This is a genomic window from Mycobacterium neumannii, from assembly GCF_048452905.1.
GTDB lineage: Bacteria > Actinomycetota > Actinomycetes > Mycobacteriales > Mycobacteriaceae > Mycobacterium > Mycobacterium neumannii_B.
Genome location: NZ_JBCGVF010000008.1, coordinates 411870 through 434021, shown reverse-complemented (window position 1 = coordinate 434021; position 22152 = coordinate 411870). Strand labels below are relative to the sequence as shown.

General features: G+C 67.9%; 18 protein-coding genes and 1 riboswitch. Of the genes, 12 read left to right on the top strand and 6 right to left on the bottom strand.

Translation table 11 applies throughout. The features are described 5' to 3' along the window. Positions 1–223 precede the first annotated feature (223 nt). The 12 genes from AAHH99_RS24875 to gcvP all read left to right on the top strand — a co-directional run bounded on the left by AAHH99_RS24875 (position 224) and on the right by gcvP (position 12725). Entirely contained in the window at positions 224–1084 is an 861-nt protein-coding gene (locus AAHH99_RS24875; RefSeq protein ID WP_418771098.1) for a GNAT family N-acetyltransferase, read from the top strand. Between the two features lie 93 nt (positions 1085–1177). Beyond that, entirely contained in the window at positions 1178–3502 is a 2325-nt protein-coding gene (secA2, locus tag AAHH99_RS24870) for an accessory Sec system translocase SecA2 (RefSeq protein WP_418771097.1), read from the top strand. A gap of 9 nt (positions 3503–3511) precedes the next feature. After that, positions 3512–4138 carry a CDP-alcohol phosphatidyltransferase family protein gene (locus tag AAHH99_RS24865; protein WP_418771096.1) on the top strand — a complete coding sequence of 209 codons (627 nt, stop codon included), beginning with the start codon at positions 3512–3514 and terminating at the stop codon, positions 4136–4138. Further along, positions 4135–5052 carry a DUF881 domain-containing protein gene (locus AAHH99_RS24860; RefSeq protein ID WP_418771095.1) on the top strand — a complete coding sequence of 306 codons (918 nt, stop codon included), beginning with the start codon at positions 4135–4137 and terminating at the stop codon, positions 5050–5052. The genes AAHH99_RS24865 and AAHH99_RS24860 overlap by 4 nt, the downstream gene beginning before the upstream one ends. Positions 5053–5073: 21 nt before the next feature. After that, positions 5074–5406 carry a small basic family protein gene (locus AAHH99_RS24855; RefSeq protein WP_064401724.1) on the top strand — a complete coding sequence of 111 codons (333 nt, stop codon included), beginning with the start codon at positions 5074–5076 and terminating at the stop codon, positions 5404–5406. Between the two features lie 15 nt (positions 5407–5421). Further along, the gene (locus AAHH99_RS24850; protein ID WP_418771094.1) at positions 5422–6273 is read left to right on the top strand and encodes a DUF881 domain-containing protein; all 852 of its coding nucleotides are present in this window, start codon (positions 5422–5424) and stop codon (positions 6271–6273) included. 47 nt (positions 6274–6320) lie between these two features. Continuing rightward, the gene (gcvH, locus tag AAHH99_RS24845; protein WP_064393703.1) at positions 6321–6716 is read left to right on the top strand and encodes a glycine cleavage system protein GcvH; all 396 of its coding nucleotides are present in this window, start codon (positions 6321–6323) and stop codon (positions 6714–6716) included. Positions 6717–6848: 132 nt separating this feature from the next. Continuing rightward, positions 6849–7328, top strand: a complete 480-nt coding sequence (garA, locus tag AAHH99_RS24840) for a glycogen accumulation regulator GarA (RefSeq protein ID WP_418771093.1) — start codon at positions 6849–6851, stop codon at positions 7326–7328. Positions 7329–7359: 31 nt separating this feature from the next. Then, positions 7360–8109, top strand: coding sequence for a MerR family transcriptional regulator (locus tag AAHH99_RS24835; protein WP_418771092.1), 750 nt, complete (start codon positions 7360–7362; stop codon positions 8107–8109). Between the two features lie 60 nt (positions 8110–8169). Then, positions 8170–8664 (top strand): bifunctional nuclease family protein, encoded by a 495-nt coding sequence (locus tag AAHH99_RS24830; protein WP_059098552.1) that lies wholly within the window; start codon positions 8170–8172, stop codon positions 8662–8664. A 229-nt stretch (positions 8665–8893) separates the two neighbouring features. Beyond that, positions 8894–9529: a MerR family transcriptional regulator gene (locus AAHH99_RS24825; protein WP_064393706.1), complete on the top strand. Its 636-nt coding sequence runs from the start codon at positions 8894–8896 to the stop codon at positions 9527–9529. A 66-nt stretch (positions 9530–9595) separates the two neighbouring features. Next, positions 9596–9695, top strand: a riboswitch (glycine riboswitch). Between the two features lie 183 nt (positions 9696–9878). Next, a complete protein-coding gene (gene gcvP / locus AAHH99_RS24820) occupies positions 9879–12725 on the top strand; it encodes an aminomethyl-transferring glycine dehydrogenase (RefSeq protein WP_418771091.1) in 2847 nt (948 codons plus the stop codon). Between the two features lie 114 nt (positions 12726–12839). Here the strand turns inward: gcvP and AAHH99_RS24815 are convergent, their stop codons facing one another. The 6 genes from AAHH99_RS24815 to AAHH99_RS24790 all read right to left on the bottom strand — a co-directional run bounded on the left by AAHH99_RS24815 (position 12840) and on the right by AAHH99_RS24790 (position 22136). Next, positions 12840–14891 carry a substrate-binding domain-containing protein gene (locus AAHH99_RS24815; protein WP_418771090.1) on the bottom strand — a complete coding sequence of 684 codons (2052 nt, stop codon included), beginning with the start codon at positions 14889–14891 and terminating at the stop codon, positions 12840–12842. A gap of 37 nt (positions 14892–14928) precedes the next feature. Beyond that, the gene (locus tag AAHH99_RS24810) at positions 14929–17136 is read right to left on the bottom strand and encodes a malate synthase G (protein ID WP_418771089.1); all 2208 of its coding nucleotides are present in this window, start codon (positions 17134–17136) and stop codon (positions 14929–14931) included. A 65-nt stretch (positions 17137–17201) separates the two neighbouring features. Next, positions 17202–18095: a 3-methyladenine DNA glycosylase gene (locus AAHH99_RS24805; RefSeq protein ID WP_418771088.1), complete on the bottom strand. Its 894-nt coding sequence runs from the start codon at positions 18093–18095 to the stop codon at positions 17202–17204. After that, positions 18088–19140, bottom strand: coding sequence for a hemolysin family protein (locus tag AAHH99_RS24800; protein ID WP_418771087.1), 1053 nt, complete (start codon positions 19138–19140; stop codon positions 18088–18090). The genes AAHH99_RS24805 and AAHH99_RS24800 overlap by 8 nt, the downstream gene beginning before the upstream one ends. Beyond that, entirely contained in the window at positions 19133–20503 is a 1371-nt protein-coding gene (locus tag AAHH99_RS24795; protein WP_418771086.1) for a hemolysin family protein, read from the bottom strand. Before AAHH99_RS24795 ends, AAHH99_RS24800 begins: the two co-directional genes overlap by 8 nt. A 196-nt stretch (positions 20504–20699) precedes the next feature. Continuing rightward, complete coding sequence (locus tag AAHH99_RS24790) at positions 20700–22136, bottom strand: GuaB1 family IMP dehydrogenase-related protein (protein ID WP_418771085.1); 1437 nt, start codon at positions 22134–22136, stop codon at positions 20700–20702. Between the last annotated feature and the right edge of the window lie 16 nt (positions 22137–22152).

The window sequence follows — 22152 nt, the reverse complement described above, 5'->3', positions numbered from 1 at the left end:
GCCCTGATGAACTCGATTGAACGCAGTCGGGAAGAACCCGTTTGACGAACTACGTTGAGACCAGGACCCAGCGGGCCACCCCAACCACCCTTGACATCAACCAGTTACGAAGGTGTCTGCCCACGACGCGCCGCGGATTTTCGGCATTTTGCGCACCCTCACGCCGCAGCGAGCGCGACGAAAATCGCTCGAACCCGTTCGGCGTTCCGGCCATGCTGGACTCATGGAGGTGCGCATTCACGATTCCGCCGACGAGTTCCGCGCAATCGCCGGACCGGTGTACCGGCGCGACCCGGTCGCCAACACCGTCGAGTTGACGGTCCTTGCCGCCGCCGCGATGCCCGAAGACACACTGCTGATATCGGTGTGGCAGAACTCGGACGTCGTCGGCGTCGCACTGCAAACACCGTCATACCCGTTGGCGTGCAACGGTATTCCGATAGATTGCGCGGATGTCGTCGCCCGTGATCTCCTCGGGAGGCGACCCGATCTGACCGGGGTGCGCGGGCTCCGTCAGGTCGCCGTCGCAATCGCCGACGCCTGGCAGTCCCACGGCGGACATCCCGGCAGTGTCACGCTCGAAGAGCGACTCTACCGGCTGGGGACTTTGCAGCCGCCGACCGGCGCTGCAGGGGCGCCGCGACGGGCCGACGAGACCGATCGCGCCCTTCTGGCCGACTGGATTGAGCGCTTCTTCGGTGAGACGTTCGGGCACCCCCGCGACGACGCCGCAAGGGCTCGCTTCGTCGACGCCGCCGCCGTCCGGGGTGGCCGGTTCCTGATGTGGGACGTCGAGGGCACACCGGTCAGCACGGCCCTGCTGCATGCGCCGGTGGCGGGGGTGTCGCGCATCGGTCCGGTCTTCACGCCGGTGGAGCATCGGGCCCATGGCTACGGCTCGGCCGTCACCGCCGCGGCCTCACAGGCCTCGCTGGAGCGCGGCGATGCGGCGGTGGTGCTGTTCACCGATCGTGCCAATCCGATCTCGAACGCAATCTATCGAAAGATCGGCTTCGAGCCGGTGTGCGATTTCGCGCGCATCGACTTCCGCACGGTCGACCGGCCCTGTGGGCCCACCCCGTGAGTAGGGGAGGTGCGCAGACTGCTGCCAAATGCGGAGTGCCGCGAAGCGGACGCGCACACTCGCGGCCAGGAGCGCAGCGCGTACGGTAGCGGTGTGGCAAAGACGAAGACCCGCACTTCAGGTCGTGTCAGCAATAGGTTCTGGAAGCTGCTCGGCGCCAGCACCGACCGGAGCCAGGCGCAATCGATGGCGCAGGTGCGCAGCTCGGCGGACTTCGACGAGAAGGCCGCGGCCCTCGACGACGAGAAGTTGGCCAAGGCCGCCAAGTTGCTCAACCTCGACGACCTCGCCGAGTCGAGCGACATCCCGCAGTTTCTGGCCATCGCCCGCGAGGCCGCCGAACGCAAAACCTCGCTGCGGCCATTCGACGTTCAGCTTCTGGGTGCCCTGCGCATGCTCGCGGGCGACGTCGTCGAGATGGCGACCGGTGAAGGCAAGACGCTCTCGGGTGCGATCGCGGCGGCCGGTTACGCCCTTGGCGGGCGCAGCGTGCACGTCATCACCATCAACGACTACCTCGCGCGCCGCGACGCCGAATGGATGGGCCCGCTTCTGGAGGCGCTGGGCCTGACCGTCGGCTGGATCACCGAGAGTTCGACGGCCGACGAGCGCCGCGCGGCCTACCAGTGCGACGTCACCTACGCCTCGGTGAACGAGATCGGATTCGACGTGCTGCGCGACCAGTTGGTCACCGACGTCACCGATCTGGTCTCGCCGAACCCCGACGTCGCGCTGATCGACGAGGCCGACTCGGTGTTGGTCGACGAGGCGTTGGTCCCGCTGGTGCTGGCCGGCACCACTCACCGCGAGACCCCGAAGGTCGAGATCATCCGCATGGTCGGCGAACTCACCCCCGGCGTGGACTACGACACCGACACCGACAGCCGCAACGTCCATCTCACCGAGATCGGTGCCCAGAAGATGGAAGCCAAGCTCGGCGGCATCGACCTGTACTCCGAGGAGCACGTCTCCGGCACGCTGACCGAGATCAACGTGGCCCTGCACGCCCACGTCCTGCTGCAACGCGACGTGCACTACATCGTCCGCGACGACGCCGTGCACCTGATCAACGCTTCGCGCGGCCGCATCGCACAGCTGCAGCGCTGGCCCGACGGCCTACAGGCCGCGGTCGAGGCCAAGGAGGGCATCGAGACCACCGAAACCGGCGAGGTGCTCGACACCATCACGGTCCAGGCGCTGGTGAACCGGTACGCGACGGTGTGCGGTATGACCGGGACCGCGCTGGCGGCCGGCGAACAGCTGCGCCAGTTCTACAAGCTCGGCGTCTCGCCGATCGAACCGAACAAGCCGAACATCCGCGAAGACGAGCCCGACCGTGTGTACGTCACCGCGGCCGCCAAGAACGACGCGGTCGTCGAGCACATCAAGGAGGTTCACCAGACCCGGCAGCCAGTGCTCGTCGGCACCCGCGACGTCGCGGAATCCGAAGAGCTGCACGAGAAGCTCGTCAAGGCCGGTGTTCCCGCGGTCGTGCTGAACGCCAAAAACGACGCCGAGGAGGCCGCGGTGATCGCCGAGGCCGGCACGCTGGGCAGCGTCACGGTGTCCACGCAGATGGCCGGTAGGGGTACCGACATCCGGCTCGGCGGTTCCGACGAGGCCGACCACGATGAGGTCGCCGAGCTCGGCGGGCTGCACGTCATCGGCACCGGCCGCCACCACACCGAGCGGCTGGACAACCAGTTGCGCGGCCGCGCCGGGCGCCAAGGCGATCCTGGCTCGTCGGTGTTCTTCTCCAGCTGGGAAGACGACGTCGTCGTCGCGCATCTGGAACCCAACAAACTGCCGATGGAGACCGACGAGAGCGGCCGCGTCGTCAGCCCCAAGGCCGCCAGCCTGCTCGACCACGCACAGCGCGTCGCCGAAGGCCGGATGCTGGACGTCCACGCCACCAACTGGCGCTACAACCAGCTGATCGCCCAGCAGCGCGCGATCATCGTCGAACGACGAAACACGTTGTTGCGCACGCCCACAGCGCGTGAGGAGCTCGCCGAGCTGTCGCCGAAACGCTACGAGGAGGTCGTCGAACGGCTCGGCGAGGAGAAGCTGGAGACGATCTGTCGGCTGATCATGCTCTACCACCTCGACCGAGGCTGGGCCGACCACCTGGCGTACCTGGCCGACATCCGCGAGAGCATCCATCTGCGAGCGCTGGGCAACCAGACGCCGATCGACGAGTTCCACCGGATGGCCGTCGACGCGTTCGCGTCGTTGGCCGCCGACGCGATCGAAGCGGCCCAGCAAACATTCGAGACCGCGCCCTCGATCGAGGACGAGCCCGGCGTCGACCTGTCGAAGCTGGCCCGCCCGACCTCGACGTGGACGTACATGGTGCACGACAACCCACTGGCCGACGACTCGCTCTCGGCGCTGAGCCTGCCGGGCGTGTTCCGCTAGGTTTAGCCCATGACCGAGGCGCATGGCCAGGTGCCTTCGCCGCCGGAGGAGGCGGGTCCGTCCCGCGACCGGGTGCTCACCTTGCCCAACGTGCTCAGCGCGGTGCGACTGGTGTTGGTGCCGGTGTTCCTGTGGCTGCTGCTCGTGGTGCATGCCAACGCGTGGGCGGTGGCCGTGCTGATGTTCAGCGGGTTCTCCGACTGGGCCGACGGCAAGATCGCCCGGCTGGTCGACAACCAGTCGTCGCGGCTGGGGGAGCTGCTCGATCCCGCCGTAGACCGCATCTACATGCTGACGGTCCCGATCGCCATGGGGCTTCACGGGTCGCTGCCATGGTGGATTGTGCTCACCTTGATCGGGCGTGACGCCGTGCTGGCCGTGACACTGCCGCTGCTGCGCAGCCGTGGCCTGACCGCACTGCCGGTCACCTACATCGGCAAGGCCGCCACGTTCGCGTTGATGTCGGGTCTGCCGCTAATCCTGTTGGGGCAGTGGGACGCCACGTGGAGCCGGGTGGTGCTAGCCATTGGGTGGGGCTTTCTGATCTGGGGCCTGCTGATGTACCTGTGGTCAGGAGTGCTCTACCTGATCCAGGTGGGCATGGTGGTGCGCCGACTGCCGAAGGTGTCGCGATGACGCAGAGCTTCCGCAACACGCTCGGCGGCTATGACCCGGAGTCGGGCCGCAACGCCCACGAGGCGAACCGGCCGACAAAGATTCCGGTGCCGTCGCTGCTGCGGTCGCTGTTGACCGAGCACCTCGACCCGGGGTACGCGGCGGCCGCCGAGGCGAAAGCCGCCGGCCGCGAGCGGCCGAGATGGCAACAGTGGGCCTGGCAGCTGGCGGGTGCCTTGCTGCTGGTGGTGGTGTTCGCCGCCGCGGTGGCCCAGGCGCGCGCGACCGCACCCGGTGTCCAGGAGACGCAGCATGTGCTTGCGGGCAGCGTGCGGACGGCGCAGGCCGACACCACCGCAGCGGCCGAGCGCCGGGACACGCTGGCGGCCGAGGTCGACGACGAACGCCGCAGGCGCCTGGAGGGTGACGCGCGCGGCCAGCAGTTGCTCAGCCGCCTCGACGAGGCGAGCTTCGCCGCCGCGGCGACCCCTGTGATCGGGCCAGGGCTGACGATCACCGTCACCGACCCGGGCGCGTCGTCGGCCAACCTGAGCGACGTGTCCAAAGAACGGGTCCCGGGCAGCAGACAGGTGATTCTCGACCGCGACCTGCAACTGGTCGTCAACTCGCTGTGGGTCAGCGGTGCCGAAGCGCTGTCGGTCGGCGGTGTGCGGATCGGCCCCAATGTCACTATCCGGCAGGCGGGCGGCGGCATCCTGGTCGACAATCAACCGATCAGCAGCCCTTATGTCGTCCTTGCGATCGGACCGCCGCACGCAATGCAGGAGGTGTTCGACCGCAGCCCGGGCCTGCAGCGGCTGCGGCTGTTGGAGGCCTCCTACGGTGTCGGGGTGAGCGTGAGCACCGGCGACGGGCTGCAGCTGCCCGCAGGATCGGTCCGAGAATTGAACTTCGCCAAGCAGATTGGGCAATGACACGAACATGAAGTCAGACACATGATCGGAATCGCCGCACTGATCGTGGGCGTGGTGCTCGGCCTGGTGTTTCACCCCGACGTGCCCGAGTTCGTCCAGCCGTACCTGCCGATCGCGGTCGTCGCCGCGCTCGACGCGGTCTTCGGCGGGCTGCGTGCGTACCTGGAGCGCATCTTCGACTCGAAGGTGTTCGTGGTGTCGTTCGTGTTCAACGTGTTGGTCGCCGCGCTGATCGTCTACCTCGGCGACCAGCTGGGGGTCGGCACGCAGCTGTCGACGGCGATCATCGTCGTGCTCGGAATCCGGATCTTCGGCAACGCAGCCGCTTTGCGCCGAAGGTTGTTCGGCGCGTGATGACGAGGCACGCCCATGAGTGAGCACACACCGCAGCACTCCCTACCCGATGACTCCGACGACCGCCGCGCCGGCGGCGGCCGCCACGAACTGCCGCCCAACGAGCCGTCTCAGGAGATCGGCGACCTGCGCGCGGGCGGCATCGCCGGGGTGATGCGCCGTAGCCGCCCCCAGGTGGTGTTCGGGGCACTGGCCGTTGTGCTGTGCGTACTGCTCGGGGTGGCGATCGTGACCCAGGTTCGGCAGAACGAATCCGGCGACTCGCTCGAGACCGCCCGGCCCGCCGACCTGCTGGTGCTGCTGGATTCGCTGCAACAGCGGGAGGCGGCGCTGAACACTGAGGTGAGCGATCTGCAGCGCACTCTGGCGCAGTTGCAGGCGTCCGGCAGCAGCGACCAGGCCGCGAGCGAGAACGCCCAGGCCCGGCTCGCCGCGCTGTCCATCCTGATCGGGACCGTGCCCGCGACCGGCCCCGGTGTGACGTTGACCATCACCGACACCGCGCCCGGGGTGCCCGCCGAAACGCTGCTCGACGTGATCAACGAATTGCGCAATGCCGGCGCCGAGGCGATGGAGATCCGCGGTGGGGGAGCCGACGCGCAGGCCGCGGTGCGCGTCGGCGTCGACACCTGGATCGTCGGCAACCCGGGCGCCCTGGTGGTCGACGACGTCACCATGAGCCCCCCGTATTCGGTTCTGGCCATTGGCGATCCGCCCACCCTGGCCGCGGCCATGACCATTCCCGGCGGCGCCATGGACAGCGTCGAACGGGTCGGCGGCAGCATGGCTGTGCAGCAGTCCGACCGCGTCGACGTGACCGCCTTGCGGCAACCGAAACAGCGCCAATACGCTCAGCCAGTCAAATGAGGGTCAGTTGCCAAATCGGGCCGAACCGCTGAACAACGAGGAGCGCCGTGAGCGAAATCCCAGCCGACCTGCACTACACCGAGGAACACGAGTGGGTGTTGCGCACCGGCGACGACACCGTGCGCGTCGGTATCACCGATTACGCCCAGTCGGCGCTCGGTGACGTGGTGTTCGTCCAGCTGCCCGACGTCGGCGCCGAGGTGACCGCCGGCGAGTCGTTCGGCGAGGTCGAGTCCACCAAGTCGGTGTCGGACCTGTATGCACCCGTCACCGCGAAAGTCGTTGCGGTCAACGGTGATCTCGAGGGCAGCCCGCAGCTCGTGAACTCCGATCCCTACGGGGAGGGTTGGCTGGTCGAGCTGCAGGCCGACCCCGCCGCCCTGGAGCAGGGGCTGGGCACGCTGCTGGACGCCGACGGCTACCGCAGCACAGTGAGCGAGTGACGGGTTGTTAGGGTTTTGCAGACCGGACGCCAACTAGGGCGGATCCGGCGGTGGTGGGCACAATCGCGCTCGCCGCGCGGTACGGTCGACATCAGACGCGGTATCGCCACAGCAGCCAGTTAGGAGCAGCGGGTGACGGAAAACGACCAGAACTCTGGGACCGACCAGACGTCTGACGAAGTCACCGTGGAAACGACGTCCGTCTTCCGCGCCGACTTCCTCAACGAACTGGACGCCCCGGCCACGGCGGGGACCGAGGGCGCCGTTTCGGGCGTCGAAGGTCTGCCTGCCGGATCGGCGCTGCTGGTCGTCAAGCGCGGGCCGAACGCGGGATCGCGGTTTTTGCTCGACCAGCCCACCACGTCGGCCGGTCGGCATCCCGACAGCGACATCTTCCTCGACGACGTCACGGTGAGCCGCAGGCACGCCGAGTTCCGCCTCGAAAGCGGCGAATTCCAGGTGGTCGACGTCGGCAGCCTAAACGGCACCTACGTCAACCGCGAACCGGTGGACTCGGCGGTGCTGGCCAACGGCGACGAGGTACAGATCGGAAAGTTCCGCCTGGTGTTCCTCACCGGCCCGAGAAACGACGACAGCGGTCAGGCCGGCTAGTGGTCGACCAACGCATGCGCGAAGAGTAACGATGGGCGCACCCGACACTCCCGCGCTCACTGGGATGTCGATCGGAGCGGTCCTCGATCTGCTACGACCGGACTTCCCGGACGTGACCATTTCCAAGATCCGGTTCCTGGAGGCCGAAGGCCTGGTCACCCCCGAGCGCACCGCGTCGGGTTATCGGCGGTTCACCGCCTACGACTGCGCACGTCTGCGGTTCATCCTCACCGCCCAGCGCGACCAGTACCTGCCACTGAAGGTGATCAAGGCACAGCTCGACGCGCAGCCCGACGGCGAGTTGCCCCAGAACGGATCGGCATACGGCGTACCGCGTTTGGTTCCGGTGTCCCCAGAGGGCACTGACGGCGCCGACGCGCCCGCGGGTGCGGCGGCGGTGGCCCCGACGCAGGTGCGCTTGTCGCGGGAGAATTTGCTGGCCCGCTCGGGTGTCGGAGAGGAACTCCTGGGCGCGCTCGTCAAGGCCGGGATCATCACGCCAGGGCGCGGCGGATTCTTCGACGAGCATTCCGTGGTGATCGCCCAGTGTGCGCGCGCACTGGAGGACTACGGCGTCGAGCCCCGCCATCTGCGGGCGTTCCGGTCGGCGGCCGATCGGCAGTCCGATCTGATCGCCCAGATCGCCGGGCCGATCGTCAAGGCCAACAAGGCCGGCGCCCGCGACCGGGCCGATGACCTGGCACGTGAAGTGGCGGCCCTGGCGATCACATTGCACACATCGTTGATCAAGTCGGCTGTGCGCGACGTACTGGATCGCTGAGGATTAGACTCGAAGCGATGGCTATGAAGCTCGCTTCTTCGGTGCGGAGGGCAGACACAGATGGGTGAGGTTCGTGTGGTCGGCATTCGCGTGGAGCAGCCGCAGAACCAGCCGGTCCTGCTGCTGAGGGAGTCCAACGGTGACCGGTATCTGCCCATCTGGATCGGCCAGTCGGAGGCCGCCGCGATCGCGCTCGAACAGCAGGGCGTCGAGCCGGCCCGGCCGCTGACACACGATCTGATCCGAGATGTCATTGCCGCGCTTGGTCATTCGCTCAAAGAGGTGCGCATCGTCGACCTGCAGGAGGGCACCTTCTACGCCGACCTGATCTTCGACCGCGACATCAAGGTGTCGGCCCGCCCGTCGGATTCCGTGGCGATCGCGCTGCGGGTCGGGGTGCCGATCTACGTCGAGGAAGCGGTGCTGGCGGAGGCCGGGCTCATCATTCCCGACGAGAACGACGACGAAGCGGCGGGCGCGGTGCGCGAGGACGAGGTCGAGAAGTTCAAGGAGTTCCTCGACAGCGTCTCACCGGACGACTTCAAGGCCACCTAGCTCGAGGCCGGCCGAGGTCCTGCGGGTTTGTCACGGAAACGTCTCGTCGCTTCGACACGCGGCGCAGGGTTTCCCCATCGGCGAATCGGGCAGCCATACTTTGGGGGCCGGACCACTGATGGGCAGTCCGCGGACGGCGAGAAGCGTATGCTCGACACACTCGGGCTTGGCAAATGTGTGCCCCACGCAGGTCACAGAGGCGGGTTCGATCGGCGAGAGGAATCTAGAAGTGGGAGACACGCCACGTCAGGAGCAGCTGGACCTCACCGCTGCCAGCGGCCCCGCGGATTCGGAACTGACCACCACCCCGGAGCCCGCCGGAGAACCCGTCCAGGCGGGGCTGTTCCCTGACGACTCCGTTCCCGACGAGCTCGTCGGCTACCGCGGCCCCAGCGCCTGCCAGATCGCAGGCATCACCTACCGCCAGCTCGACTACTGGGCGCGGACGTCGCTGGTCGTACCGTCCATCCGCAGCGCGGCAGGCTCCGGCAGCCAGCGGCTGTACTCGTTCAAGGACATCCTGGTCCTCAAGATCGTCAAACGTCTGCTTGATACCGGCATCTCGCTGCACAACATCCGCGTCGCCGTCGACCACCTGCGCCAGCGCGGTGTTCGCGATCTGGCGAACATCACGCTGTTCTCCGACGGCACCACGGTCTACGAGTGCACGTCGGCCGAAGAGGTCGTGGACCTGCTCCAGGGCGGCCAAGGCGTGTTCGGCATCGCGGTTTCGGGCGCGATGCGGGAGTTGACCGGCGCGATCGCCGATTTCCCCGGTGAGCGCGCCGACGGGGGAGAGTCGATCGCAGCTCCCGAGGACGAGTTGGCCTCGCGGCGTAAGCACCGCGACCGCAAGATCGGCTGATATCCCGGGCCACGGACCCGCACGCTGTCGAGGTCAGCGCCTCTGACGGTAAACTCGTGAACGCATCGCGCTTGTGCGGGAGAGTTTTCGTGGCGGCCAGTCACGGACGCCGAAGGAGCAACACCTCTCCGTCAACCTCTCAGGCACCCAGGACCGCACGAGACCCCGATGCCTCTGGAAAGCGGTGAGCTCTCCGGTCGGGTCTCTCGGCCGCCACTCACCCGCCCATGGGGAAAGGCGTATCTCGCACCGTCGCGATCGCCGAATCTCTCAGGCGCCCGCTACGGGTCGACGACAGAGGGGGAGGAACCCAGCGGTCCTCTGCCTGCACGCGTCTGGAGTAGCCCGAGTGTTCGATCACCATCAGCCCAATTTCGCCGACCGCCACATCGGACCGGATGCGGACGCCGTCGCCATTATGCTCGAGACGATTGGCGTCTCCTCACTCGACGAACTCGCCGAGAAGGCGCTGCCGTCGCGCATCCTCGACCCGCTGTCGGCCGACGGCCTTGCCCCGGGGCTCGACCGGTTGCCCGCGGCCGCCTCCGAGGACGAGGCTCTGGCCGAACTGCGCGCGCTCGCGGACGTGAACACCGTGGCCGTGTCGATGATCGGGCAGGGCTACTACGACACGCTGACCCCACCGGTGTTGCGCCGCAACATCCTTGAAAACCCCGCCTGGTACACCGCCTACACCCCGTATCAGCCGGAGATCAGCCAGGGTCGTCTCGAGGCGCTGCTCAACTTCCAGACGATGGTGACCGATCTGACCGCCCTCGAGGTCGCCAACGCATCCATGCTCGACGAGGGCACGGCGGCCGCCGAGGCGATGACGCTGATGCACCGCGCCGTGCGCGGGCCGTCGAACCGGCTGGCCGTCGACGCCGACCTGTTCCGCCAGAGCGCCGCGGTGCTGGCCACCCGCGCCGAGCCGCTCGGCATCGAGATCGTCACCGCCGATCTGACCCGGGGGCTGCCCGACGGCGACTTCTTCGGCGTCATCGCGCAACTACCGGGGGCCAGCGGCGCCGTCGTGGACTGGAGCGAGCTCGTCGCCCAAGCCCATGCCCGCGGCGCTTTGGTCGCGATCGGTGCGGACCTGCTGGCCTTGACGCTGCTCACCCCGCCCGGTGAGGTCGGAGCCGATGTCGCGTTCGGAAGCACCCAAAGATTAGGTGTGCCAATGGGTTTCGGTGGCCCGCACGCGGGATATCTTGCCGTGCATGCCAAGCACGCGCGCCAGCTGCCGGGCCGCCTTGTCGGGGTGTCGCTCGACGCCGACGGCGCGCCGGCGTACCGGCTGGCGTTGCAGACCCGCGAACAGCACATCCGCCGCGACAAGGCCACCAGCAACATCTGCACCGCGCAGGTGCTGCTCGCGGTGATGGCCGCGATGTACGTCAGCTACCACGGCGCCGACGGCTTGACCGGGATCGCCCGCCGGGTGCACCAGCGGGCGCGTGCGGTGGCTGCCGGGTTGACGGCAGCAGGGGTCGAGGTCGTGCACCGCGCGTTCTTCGACACCGTTCTGGCCAAGGTGCCCGGCCGGGCGGCGGCGGTGCGCGAAGCCGCCAAGGCACGCGGCATCAACATCTGGCTTGTCGACGACGACCACGTCTCGGTGTCCTGTGACGAGGCGACCACCGCCGCACATGTCGAGGCGGTGCTGTCGGCCTTCTCGGCGACCCCGGTCGACTTGGAGTTCGACGGCCCTCGCATCGCGACGCGCACCTCGGAGTTCCTCACCCATCCGGCGTTCACGCGGTACCGCACCGAAACGGAGATGATGCGCTACCTGCGGTCGCTGGCCGACAAGGACATCGCCTTGGACCGCAGCATGATTCCGCTCGGATCGTGCACGATGAAGCTCAACGCGGCCGCCGAGATGGAGCCGATCACGTGGCCGGAGTTCGCGCGCCAGCATCCGTTCGCACCGGAGTCCGACACCCCTGGGCTGCGGAAGCTGATCGGCGACCTGGAGCAGTGGCTGATCGACATCACCGGATACGACGCGGTGTCGCTGCAGCCCAACGCGGGCTCGCAGGGCGAGTACGCCGGCCTGCTGGCGATCCAGGCGTATCACACCGAGCGCGGTGAACCCGACCGCAACGTCTGCCTCATCCCGTCCAGCGCGCACGGCACCAATGCGGCGTCGGCGGCGCTGGCGAGCATGCGCGTCGTGGTGGTGGCGTGCCGACCCAACGGTGATGTCGACCTCGACGACCTGCGCGCGAAGGTGAGCGAGCACGCGGATCGACTGTCGGCGTTGATGATCACCTACCCGTCGACGCACGGGGTGTACGAGCACGATATCGCCGACATCTGTGCGGCCGTCCATGACGCCGGCGGTCAGGTGTACGTCGACGGTGCCAACCTCAATGCGCTCGTCGGCCTGGCCCGGCCCGGCCGGTTCGGCGGCGACGTGAGCCACCTCAACCTGCACAAGACGTTCTGCATCCCGCACGGCGGCGGCGGCCCCGGCGTCGGCCCGGTCGCGGTGCGCGCGCACCTGGCGCCGTACCTGCCCGGCCATCCGCTCGCCGAGGAGCTACCGGACAAGTACACGGTGTCGGCGGCGCCGTACGGGTCGGCGTCGATCCTGCCGATCAGTTGGGCCTACATCCGGATGATGGGCGCAGGCGGATTGCGCGCCGCCTCGCTGACCGCCATCGCGTCGGCCAATTACATCGCGCGCCGCCTCGACGAGTACTACCCGGTGCTCTACACCGGCGAGAACGGCATGGTCGCCCACGAGTGCATCCTCGACCTGCGCACCATCACCAAGCAGACCGGCGTGACCGTCGATGACGTGGCAAAGCGGTTGGCGGACTACGGTTTCCACGCACCCACCATGAGTTTCCCGGTGGCGGGCACGCTGATGGTCGAGCCTACCGAGAGTGAAAGCCTCGCCGAGGTCGACGCGTTCTGCGAGGCGATGATCGCGATCCGCGCCGAGATCGACAAGGTCGGCGACGGCACCTGGCCCGCCGAGGACAACCCGTTGCGCAACGCACCACACACCGCGGAGTCCCTGCTGGTCGAGGACTGGAACCACGCCTACACCCGCGAGCAGGCGGCCTATCCGCTGGGCAAGAACTACCGCCCGAAGGTGTGGCCGCCGGTGCGTCGTATCGACGGTGCGTACGGCGACCGCAACCTGGTCTGCTCGTGCCCGCCCGTCGAGGCGTTCGCGTAACCACGCGTTTGCCCGCCGAACGCGGGTTACCCGCACGCCTAACACCGAAAAGTGTGCTGGTAACCCACGTTCGGGACTAGGGGTGCGGCGTGTGAGCGTGGTCGTCGCCGGGCTCTAACCGAGGAAGTTCGCGATCGCCGCCGTCAATTCGGGGGAGTCGGAGCTGGCGAGGTTCTGGTAGTTGCCGCCGCTGATCTCGGCAACGGCCTCCCACGTCGCGCGATCGGAGTCCGATCCGAAGTCGATGACGTTGACGGCCACCGGCTTTGCCTCGTCGAATGCGCCGCGGATGTACTGCTGCAGCCCTTCTCCGTTGAGGGTTTGGTCGGTGTGCGGCCCGGTGGTGATCACCAGGACCGAATTCTCTTGTCCCTCACGGAAGTTCGCCATCGCTTCGGTGTAGACCAACCGTAGCGTGGTGAACGACACCGCGCCCCCGCCGGAGGCGGACTGTTCGTCCAGTGCTGACGTCAACGCCGCCGACCGGGGCTGGCCGCCGACTTGGTCGCTCAGCTGTCCGGTACTCACCTCCGAACGGCCCGCGGTGCCGTCGAACGTCCACAGGCCCACTGCCGAGGAGGCCGGCAACGCCTGCAACCGGGCGTTGAGCGCGGCAACGACGTTCTGCAGCCGCGACCGTCCGCCTTCATCGGTAGGCATCGACTGGTCGAGCATGACCGTCACGGCCGGGTTGGCCGCCGGGGCGGTCAGCGCGTTGGCCAGCTGCGCGCGCGTTTGGTCATCGCCCACCGACAGTGGAGCAGGCAGCGGCCCGAAGTCCACGACGTCGCTGTCTGGCAGCGTTCCGCCTTCGGTGCGGAACCCGGCCTTGGCGAGCTCCGCGAGCTGTTCGGGTTTGCGCATGAACCGGGCGAATTCGCTGGCGGCGCTCTTCTGTTCCTGCGACAGCCAATCGCCCGACACCAACACGGTCGGGTAATCGGCGACCGGGGCGGGGCCGGGCGGCAGCCATCCCGAGACCACGCTGGCGGCATTGGGCAGACCGGCGCCGCGCTGAAACAGCTGTTGTTCGGTGATGGCGACCGCGTGCACGGGGGCCGCCGCCGGATCGGATGCGTTGACCAGCGCGCCGAACGCCGTCAAGGTCTTCTTGTCCGGCAGCTGCGGTTGACCCGCCACCACGGTGTTCACCGCGGCTATGCCGTCACTGGCTGGCGCACCGGCGGGCACCGACGCGGCCGCGATCGCCTCCGCGGCGAGATACGACGCATCGCTGTCGCCGCTCAGTGGCAGCGCCAGCCGCAGCGAGCCCCAGCCGGGCAGATTCAGCCCGTCCAATGACGACGGATTGCTCTGTAATGCCGGAATGGTCGACCAGTTCTGTTGCGCCAGAGCGTTCTTTAATTGTGGCCGAACGGCTAGCACCACCGGCGACGTGGCAAGTGACCGGCTGTCGATGATCGCCTGCGCGCCCGACGAGGCCTCGAGCCGCGCCGCCGATATCGAGCTGCCCGGGACCCACAGCGCAGGTCGCTCGCCCAACTCCTGAGGCCAGGCCTCGGTGAAACCGTTGACCACACGGTCGGATTCGGCCGGTTTGACGCCGACCTTCACGCATTTGTCGGCGACCGGGGCGGCGGTCTCGTTGTACCGGTTGGCCAGCGACTGGATCGGCTCGGCGATGTTCGGGTCGACCACCACCGCGACGGACAGCTCTCCGTCGACGCAACGCGCGGCGGCCTGATCCGTGCGGTCGGACAAGGCGTCACCGAAGAATCGCCACAGGATGACCGCGCCCACGAGCACCACGACCGCGACCAGGGCAGCGATGACGCCGACGCTGACACCACGCCTGCCCGGGGTGACGGCACGATGGCTACCGGTCCACTCGCCGCCCTCCCACTCACCGCTGTGCGCAGGTCCTGAGCGCGGCGGGGGAGTCGATCCGCCGTAGTCGGACTCTGAGTAGTCGGGCTCTGAGTAGTCGCGATCGTGGTCGGAGTAACCGGGGTCCTCCGGACCATCCGCATAGTCGGGACGGTCGACGTCGCCGTACCCGGAGCCGTAGCCCGCGTCATAGCTTCCGGGTCCCGGTTCCGGACGGTCGCCGAGATAGCCGAAGCGTTCGGTCTCCGACTCGCCGTGACGATCGCCGAAATCCCCGCCTGCCGAATCTTCGGGATCCGGTTTACTGTGCCTGCCCACTTTCGCCCTCTACTTGCGACGCCGACCGGTCACCGGATCACGCACCGCCGTGTTCGGCCTTGTACTCGCGGCGGCGGCGATGCAGGATCGGCTCGGTGTAGCCGTTGGGTTGTTCGGCGCCCGAGAGGATCAGCTCCTGTGCGGCCTGGAACGCGATGTTGTGGTCCGGATCCGTTGCCATCGGCTTGAATTCGGGGTCCTGCTCGTTCTGCTTGTCGACGATGGCTGCCATCCGCTTGAGGCTGGCCACCACATCGTCGGGCGTGATGACGCCATGGCGCAGCCAGTTCGCCAGCAGCTGACTCGAAATGCGCAGCGTCGCACGGTCTTCCATCAGCGCGACGTTGTGGATGTCGGGCACCTTCGAGCAGCCGACACCCGCGTCGATCCAGCGCACCACGTAGCCGAGGATCGACTGGCAGTTGTTGTCGACCTCTTCGCGGATCTCCTCGGGCGCCCACGCCAGCTCCTTGGCCAGCGGCACGGCCAGCAGCTGTTCGACGCTGGTGCGCTTCTCGCCTTCGAGATCCTTGTGCACCGCGTACACGTCGACCTCGTGGTAGTGCATGGCGTGCAGGGTGGCCGCGGTCGGCGACGGCACCCACGCGGTTGTGGCACCGGCCTTGGGCTGGCCGACCTTCTGTTCGACCATGTCGGCCATCAGGTCGGTCATCGCCCACATGCCCTTGCCGATCTGGGCCTTGCCGGAGAAGCCTGTCGCCAGCCCGATGTCGACGTTCTGGTCCTCATAGGCCTGGATCCACTGGGTGCTCTTCATCGCACCCTTGCGGATCATCGGGCCGGCTTCCATCGAGGTGTGGATCTCGTCGCCGGTGCGGTCGAGGAAGCCGGTGTTGATGAACACCACTCGGTCGGCGGCGGCCTTGATGCAGGCCTTCAGGTTGACGGTGGTGCGGCGCTCCTCGTCCATGATGCCGACCTTGAGGGTGTTGGCGGGCAACCCGAGCACATCCTCGACGCGGCCGAACAACTCGACGGTGTAAGCCACCTCCTCGGGGCCGTGCATCTTGGGCTTGACGATGTACACCGAGCCGGTGCGGCTGTTGACCAGCGGACCGTTGCCGTCGCCGGTCTTGAGGCCGTGGATCGCGATGAGGCTGGTGAACAGCGCGTCCTGGATGCCTTCGAAGACCTCGACCTCTTCGCCGTTGCCGTCCGTCCTGACGATCGCGTCGTTGGTCATCAGGTGTCCGACGTTGCGCACGAACAACAGGCTGCGGCCGGGCAGCGTCAGCTCGCCCTCGCCGTCCGGGGTGGTGTAGGTGCGGTCCTCGTTGAGCTTGCGGGTGAAGGTCTTACCGCCCTTGCTCACCTCTTCGGTGAGGTCACCGCGGTTGAGGCCCAGCCAGTTCCGGTACCCGAGCACCTTGTCCTCGGCGTCGACGGCAGCGACCGAGTCCTCGAAGTCCATGATCGTGGTGACTGCGGATTCCAGGACGACGTCCTTGATACCCGCGGCGTCGGTCGAACCGATGGGCGATTCCGGGTCGACGAGAATCTCGACGTGTAATCCGTTGTTGCGCAACAGCACTGACCACTGCGGCGCGCCGAGGTCGCCGGTGTAGCCGACGAACTGCTCGGGCGTGGCGAGCCCGACCGAGTTGCCGTCGCCCAGGTCGACGAGCAACTGACCGTCGTCGATGCGCAGGCCGGTGGCCTCACTCCAGTTGCCGGAGGCCAACGGCGCAGCGCCGTCGAGGAATCGGCGAGCGTATGCGATGACCTTGTCCCCGCGAACCTTGTTGTAGCTGGAACCCTTGTCTGCGCCGTCGTCCTCGGAGATCACGTCGGTGCCGTAGAGCGCGTCGTAGAGCGAACCCCAGCGGGCGTTCGCGGCGTTCAGCGCGAAGCGGGCGTTGAGGATCGGCACCACCAGCTGAGGTCCGGCGGTCGTGGTGATCTCGTCGTCGACGCCCGCGGTCGTGATCGTGAAGTCGTCGGGCTCGGGGAGCAGGTAGCCGATCTCGGTGAGGAACGCCTTGTACGCGTCATGGTCGAGCGGCTCGATGACCCGCTGCCGGTGCCATTTGTCGACGCGGGCCTGTAGATCGTCGCGTCTGGCCAGCAATTCTTCGTTCTTGGGCGTCAGATCGGCGACGACCTTGTCCACGCCGGACCAGAAGGTGTCGGGGTCGATGTCGGTGCCGGGCAACGCCTCGTTGTTGATGAAGTCGTACAGCACCCGGGCCACGCGCAGGTTTCCCACCGTCACGCGATCGGTCATCATTCCTCCTCGAACTGTCATCCCAGCTTACCCAGCGGTAACCCGGCTTATCCGCAACCGGCTGGTCAGCCGTCCCGGGCTGCTGCGGTAAGAAGCCGTTCGCACCGATCGGCGAGGGCCTCCCGCAGCGGCGCCGCCCGCTCCGCGATGGTCTGCTGGATCCGCACGTATTCGGCGCGACCGGCCGGTGTCTCGATCGCGATCGGCTCGAATCCGTATTCGCGGAGATCATAGGGGCTGGCCCGCATGTCGAGTTCGCGGGCTTCGGCAGCCAACTCGAGGCAGTCCATCACGAATTCCGAGTTCACCAGCGGGCCGAGCTTGAACGACCACTTGTACAGATCCATCGCGGCATGCAGACAGCCAGGTTGTTCGGTGGCCACCTGGCTCTGCCGGGTCAGCTGTTCGGCATTGCGTCCGGCGGCCGGTTGGGTGAAAAAGCGGAACGCGTCGAAGTGACTGCAGCGCAGAGGCATCGACTCGACGACCGCGTCGGTGCCCGCCGCGCCGAGCCGCAGCGGCACCCGGTCGTGGCGCACCGTCGACGACCGGTAGACCATCGCCCACTCGTGCAGCCCGAAACAGTTCAGCCGCGCCGGGCGCGCCGCTGTCGATCGCAACAGCCGGCCGACGAACCGCACGGTGTCGAGCCGCGCCGACAGGTACTCCGGGCTCACCACCACACCGTGGTGGTCATTCGCGTACCCCGTCCGGCCCAGGAAGCGCTGTGCGCCGCCGGCCAAAGCGACGCCGAAGCCGGGGTGCCACACCCGCAACTTGGCGGGCCGCAGGCTGTAGTAGGTGAACAGAAAGTCCCAAACCGGGTGCTTCTCGCCGCAACGGGCCCGGCGACGGTGCGGTGCGCAGAACGCGTCGGTGCGGCGCTGATGTGCCCGCTCGCGAATGCCCCAGTCCGACTCCTCGAGCACAAAAGCGGCGCGCACGGCGACGTCAGACACGATGGGTCCCGTCGCGCACGGTGCCCACCAGGTCCTCGACGAGATCCTCGAGCGCGACCATCGCCTCCACGCTGCCGTCGGGTGCGGTCACCAGCGCCAGGTGGCTGTTGGTCCGCCGCAACCGCGACAACGCGTCGGGCAACGGCAGCGACGACGGCACCACCGGCAGCGGGCGCACCATCGAAAGGTCCAGCACGGCCTCGGGGTCGTTGACGAACGCCAGCACGTCCTTGATGTGCAGGTATCCCAGGTACGTGCCGGACGCATCGGTGATCGGGAAGCGCGAGTAGCCCGTCTCGGCCAGCGCCTCCTCGACGGCGCCGACGGTCGGCCCCGCCCCCTCACGCGCCACCGACACCGTTCGAATGTCGCGCAGCGGGAATGCGACGTCCTTGACAGCGCGGTCGCGGATCTGCAGGGCGCGGGTGAGCCTGCTGTGTTCCTCGGGGTCGAGTAGCCCCTCGGACAGCGATTCGGCGATCATCTCCGACAGCTCCACTGTGGACACCGTGACGTCGAGTTCGTCCTTGGGCTCCACCCCGAACAGCCGCAGGGTCGCGTTGGCGCACCAGTTGTAGAACGCGATCAAGGGGCGGGCCATGCGGATCCACACGAGGTAGGTCGGTATCAGCAGCATGGCCGCCGATTCCGGGCCGGCGATCGCGATGTTTTTGGGCACCATCTCGCCGAGCAGCACGTGCAGGACGACCACGATGGCCAGTGCGACGACGAAGGACACCGAGTGCAGCACCGCATCGGGAACACCCACGGCGTCGAACGGCTTCTCCAGCAGATGCGCCACGGCGGGTTCGCCGACGCGACCGAGCAGGATCGAGCAGATCGTGATGCCCAGCTGAGCGCCCGCGAGCATCAGCGACAGGTGTTCACCGGCGCGGATCACGGTGACGGCGCTCTTCTTGCCCTGTTCGGCCAGCGCCTCGAGCCGATCGCGCCGCGCGGAGATCAACGCGAACTCCGAGGCGACGAAGAACGCGTTGACGGCCAGTAGCAGCACCGTCAGCAGCACACCGAAGAGGTCACCCATCGGTACTTCTCCCGTCGGCCTCGCCGCTGCGGCCCAGTTCGGTGAGCTCGAGCAGGTCGATGCGGCGACCGTCCATCCGCAGCACGGTGGCCAGCCAGCGGTTCGGATCCTCGAGCGGACCGTCCGGGTCGAACGCCTCGAGCTCGATCGACTCGCCTTCGTCGGGGATGTGCCCGAGCTTCTCGAGGACCAGGCCGCCGATGGTCTCGTAGTCACCCTCGGGGGCGCGGAACGCCGTGGCGCTTGCCACCTCGTCGATGCGCAGCAGGCCCGATATCTGCCAGCCGCGGCCCGCGGGGACCACATCGGGTGCCTCGTCGTCGTGCTCGTCGCGGACGTCGCCGACGATCTCCTCGATCAGGTCCTCCACGGTGACCATGCCCGCGGTGCCGCCGTATTCGTCGACCACCAGCGCGGTCTGCAGGCCGTTGGCGCGGATCTGGGTCATCACCGCGTCGCCATCCAGAGTCGATGGCACCTTGGCCACCGGCAGCGCCAGCGAGGCCAGCCGGGTGATCGCGCGCTTGTCGATCGGCACCTCGAACACCTGCTTGACGTGCGCGATCCCGATCGTCTCATCGAGGTCTCCGCGGATGATCGGGAAGCGCGAGTAGCCCGTCCTGATCGCGGCGGTGACCAGTTCGGCGACCGTCGCATCGGCGTCGAGGGCCTCGATCTTCTGCCGGGGGGTCATCAGCTCCTCGGCGGAGCGATCGCCGAACCGCAGCGAGCGGTCGACCAGCACCGCGGTGACGGGATCCAGTGCGCCGCTGCGGGCCGAACTGCGCACCAGCGACACCAGTTCCTGTGGGGAGCGCGCCGAGCGCAGCTCCTCGGCGGGCTCGATGCCGAGGCGCCGCAGGATCATGTTGGCCGTGCCGTTGGTCAGCCGGATCAGCGGGGTGAACAGCGCGGAGAACAGCAGTTGCGGTCCGGCCGACCAGCGCGCCGTCGGCGCGGGCAGGGCGACCGCGAGGTTCTTGGGCACCAGCTCGCCGAACACCATCGAGATTGAGGTGGCGATCGCGATCGCCAGCACCAGCGCCAATCCGCCGGTGAAGGCCGGGGGTATGCCGATCGCGTCCAGGCCGGGGTGGATCAACCGCGCGACGACGGGTTCGGCCAGGTAGCCGGTCGCCAGCGTGGTGATCGAGATGCCCACCTGGGCGCCGGACAGCTGGAACGACAGCGTGCGGTGCGCCCGCTGGACCATCTTGTCGCGCCGGTGGCCGCTGCGTGCGTTGGCGTCCACGGTGCTGCGCTCGAGCGCGGTCAGCGAGAACTCGGCGGCGACGAACACCGCGGTGCCCGCCGTCAGCAGCACGATCGCGAGCAGCGACAGCAACGTCGAAGCGACGCTCATCGGGGTGTCCTCGCGCAGATGCCGGACCTGTTGCCCGGCCGTCTAGAGGAAGGCTCGGCGTCGGGAGGCTCGGGCCGCTCGGCCCGGTGGGCCCCCTCTGCGACCCGGGCCTCGACGGGTGCCTGCGGCACGGGATCCCTTTCGCGTAGAGGACTGAAGGAAACCCATGGTAACGGGTGATCTTGCGGGGGAGGGATCACCAACCCGTGGGCAGCGGATGGCCCTCGGCGAAGCCCGCCGCCGACTGCACGCCGAGCACCGCCTTCTCGTGCAGTTCCGCCAGATTCGCGGCGCCGACATAGGTGCAGGTGCTGCGTACCCCAGACGTGATGTGGTCGAGCAGGTCCTCGACGCCTCCGCGGGACGGATCCAGGCCCATCCTCGACGTCGAGATGCCCTCCTCGAACAGCGCCTTGCGGGCCCGGTCGAACGCCCCGTCACCGGCGGTGCGGGCGGCTACCGCGCGTTTGGACGCCATCCCGTAGCTCTCCTTGAACGGCTGGTTGTCGCGGTCGCGCATCAGGTCGCCGGGGGACTCGTAGGTGCCCGCGAACCAGGAGCCGATCATCACGTTGGATGCGCCCGCGGCCAATGCCAGTGCGACATCGCGCGGATGCCGGATACCGCCGTCCGCCCACACGTGCGCGCCCAATTGCCGTGCCGCGGCGGCACATTCGACAACCGCGGAGAACTGGGGTCGCCCGACGCCGGTCATCATGCGCGTGGTGCACATCGCGCCCGGTCCGACACCGACCTTCACGATCGACGCGCCTGCGCTGAGCAGGTCCCTGGTGCCCTCGGCGGAGACGACGTTGCCCGCGGCCAGCGGCAGCCCGAGGTCCAACGACGAGACCGCCTTGATCGCCTCGAGCATCTTGACCTGGTGTCCGTGGGCGGTGTCGATCACCAGCAGATCCACCCCGACCTCCGCCAGGCTGCGTGCCTTGGCGCCGACATCGCCGTTGATCCCGACCGCGGCAGCGATCCGCAGTCGGCCCTTATCGTCTACCGCGGGTGTGTAGATGCCGGCCCGGACCGCGCCGGTGCGTGTCAGCACGCCTGCCAGCGTCCCGTCACTTTCGGTCAGCACCGCCACGTCGACCGGGGCGTGCTCGAGCAGGTCGAACACCTTGCGCGGCTCGGTGCCCACCGGTGCGGTGACGAAGTCGGAGACCGCGACGTCGCGCACCCGGGTGAACCGGTCGACGCCCTCGCAGTTCGCCTCGGTGACCAGGCCGATCGGCCTGCCCTCGAAGGCGACCACCGCGGCGCCGTGCGCACGTTTGTGGATCAGCGCTGTCGCATCGGACACCGAGTCGTCGGGGGAGAGCACCACGGGGGTGTCGACGACGAGGTCGCGGCTCTTGACGAAGTCGACGGTCTCCTTCACCGCGGAGATCGGCACGTCCTGCGGCAGCACGACGAGGCCGCCGCGACGGGCCACGGTCTCGGCCATTCGGCGCCCGGCGACGGCGGTCATGTTCGCGACTACAACCGGGATCGTGGTGCCCGAGCCGTCGGCGGTCGACAGGTCGACGTCCATCCGGGATTGAACATCCGAGCGTCCGGGGACGACGAAGACGTCGTTGTAGGTCAGGTCATAAGCGGGCCGGTGGCCCTCCAGAAATCGCATGTCGGTCCAAGTCTAG

Coding starts and splice junctions, on each gene's coding strand:
- AAHH99_RS24835 (WP_418771092.1), top strand. CDS start 7,360: ATGGGCGCACCCGACACTCCCGCGCTCACTGGGATGTCGATCGGAGCG.
- AAHH99_RS24800 (WP_418771087.1), bottom strand. CDS start 19,140: ATGGGTGACCTCTTCGGTGTGCTGCTGACGGTGCTGCTACTGGCCGTC.
- AAHH99_RS24875 (WP_418771098.1), top strand. CDS start 224: ATGGAGGTGCGCATTCACGATTCCGCCGACGAGTTCCGCGCAATCGCC.
- AAHH99_RS24790 (WP_418771085.1), bottom strand. CDS start 22,136: ATGCGATTTCTGGAGGGCCACCGGCCCGCTTATGACCTGACCTACAAC.
- AAHH99_RS24795 (WP_418771086.1), bottom strand. CDS start 20,503: ATGAGCGTCGCTTCGACGTTGCTGTCGCTGCTCGCGATCGTGCTGCTG.
- AAHH99_RS24830 (WP_059098552.1), top strand. CDS start 8,170: ATGGGTGAGGTTCGTGTGGTCGGCATTCGCGTGGAGCAGCCGCAGAAC.
- AAHH99_RS24850 (WP_418771094.1), top strand. CDS start 5,422: ATGAGTGAGCACACACCGCAGCACTCCCTACCCGATGACTCCGACGAC.
- AAHH99_RS24860 (WP_418771095.1), top strand. CDS start 4,135: ATGACGCAGAGCTTCCGCAACACGCTCGGCGGCTATGACCCGGAGTCG.
- AAHH99_RS24855 (WP_064401724.1), top strand. CDS start 5,074: ATGATCGGAATCGCCGCACTGATCGTGGGCGTGGTGCTCGGCCTGGTG.
- AAHH99_RS24865 (WP_418771096.1), top strand. CDS start 3,512: ATGACCGAGGCGCATGGCCAGGTGCCTTCGCCGCCGGAGGAGGCGGGT.
- AAHH99_RS24810 (WP_418771089.1), bottom strand. CDS start 17,136: ATGACCGATCGCGTGACGGTGGGAAACCTGCGCGTGGCCCGGGTGCTG.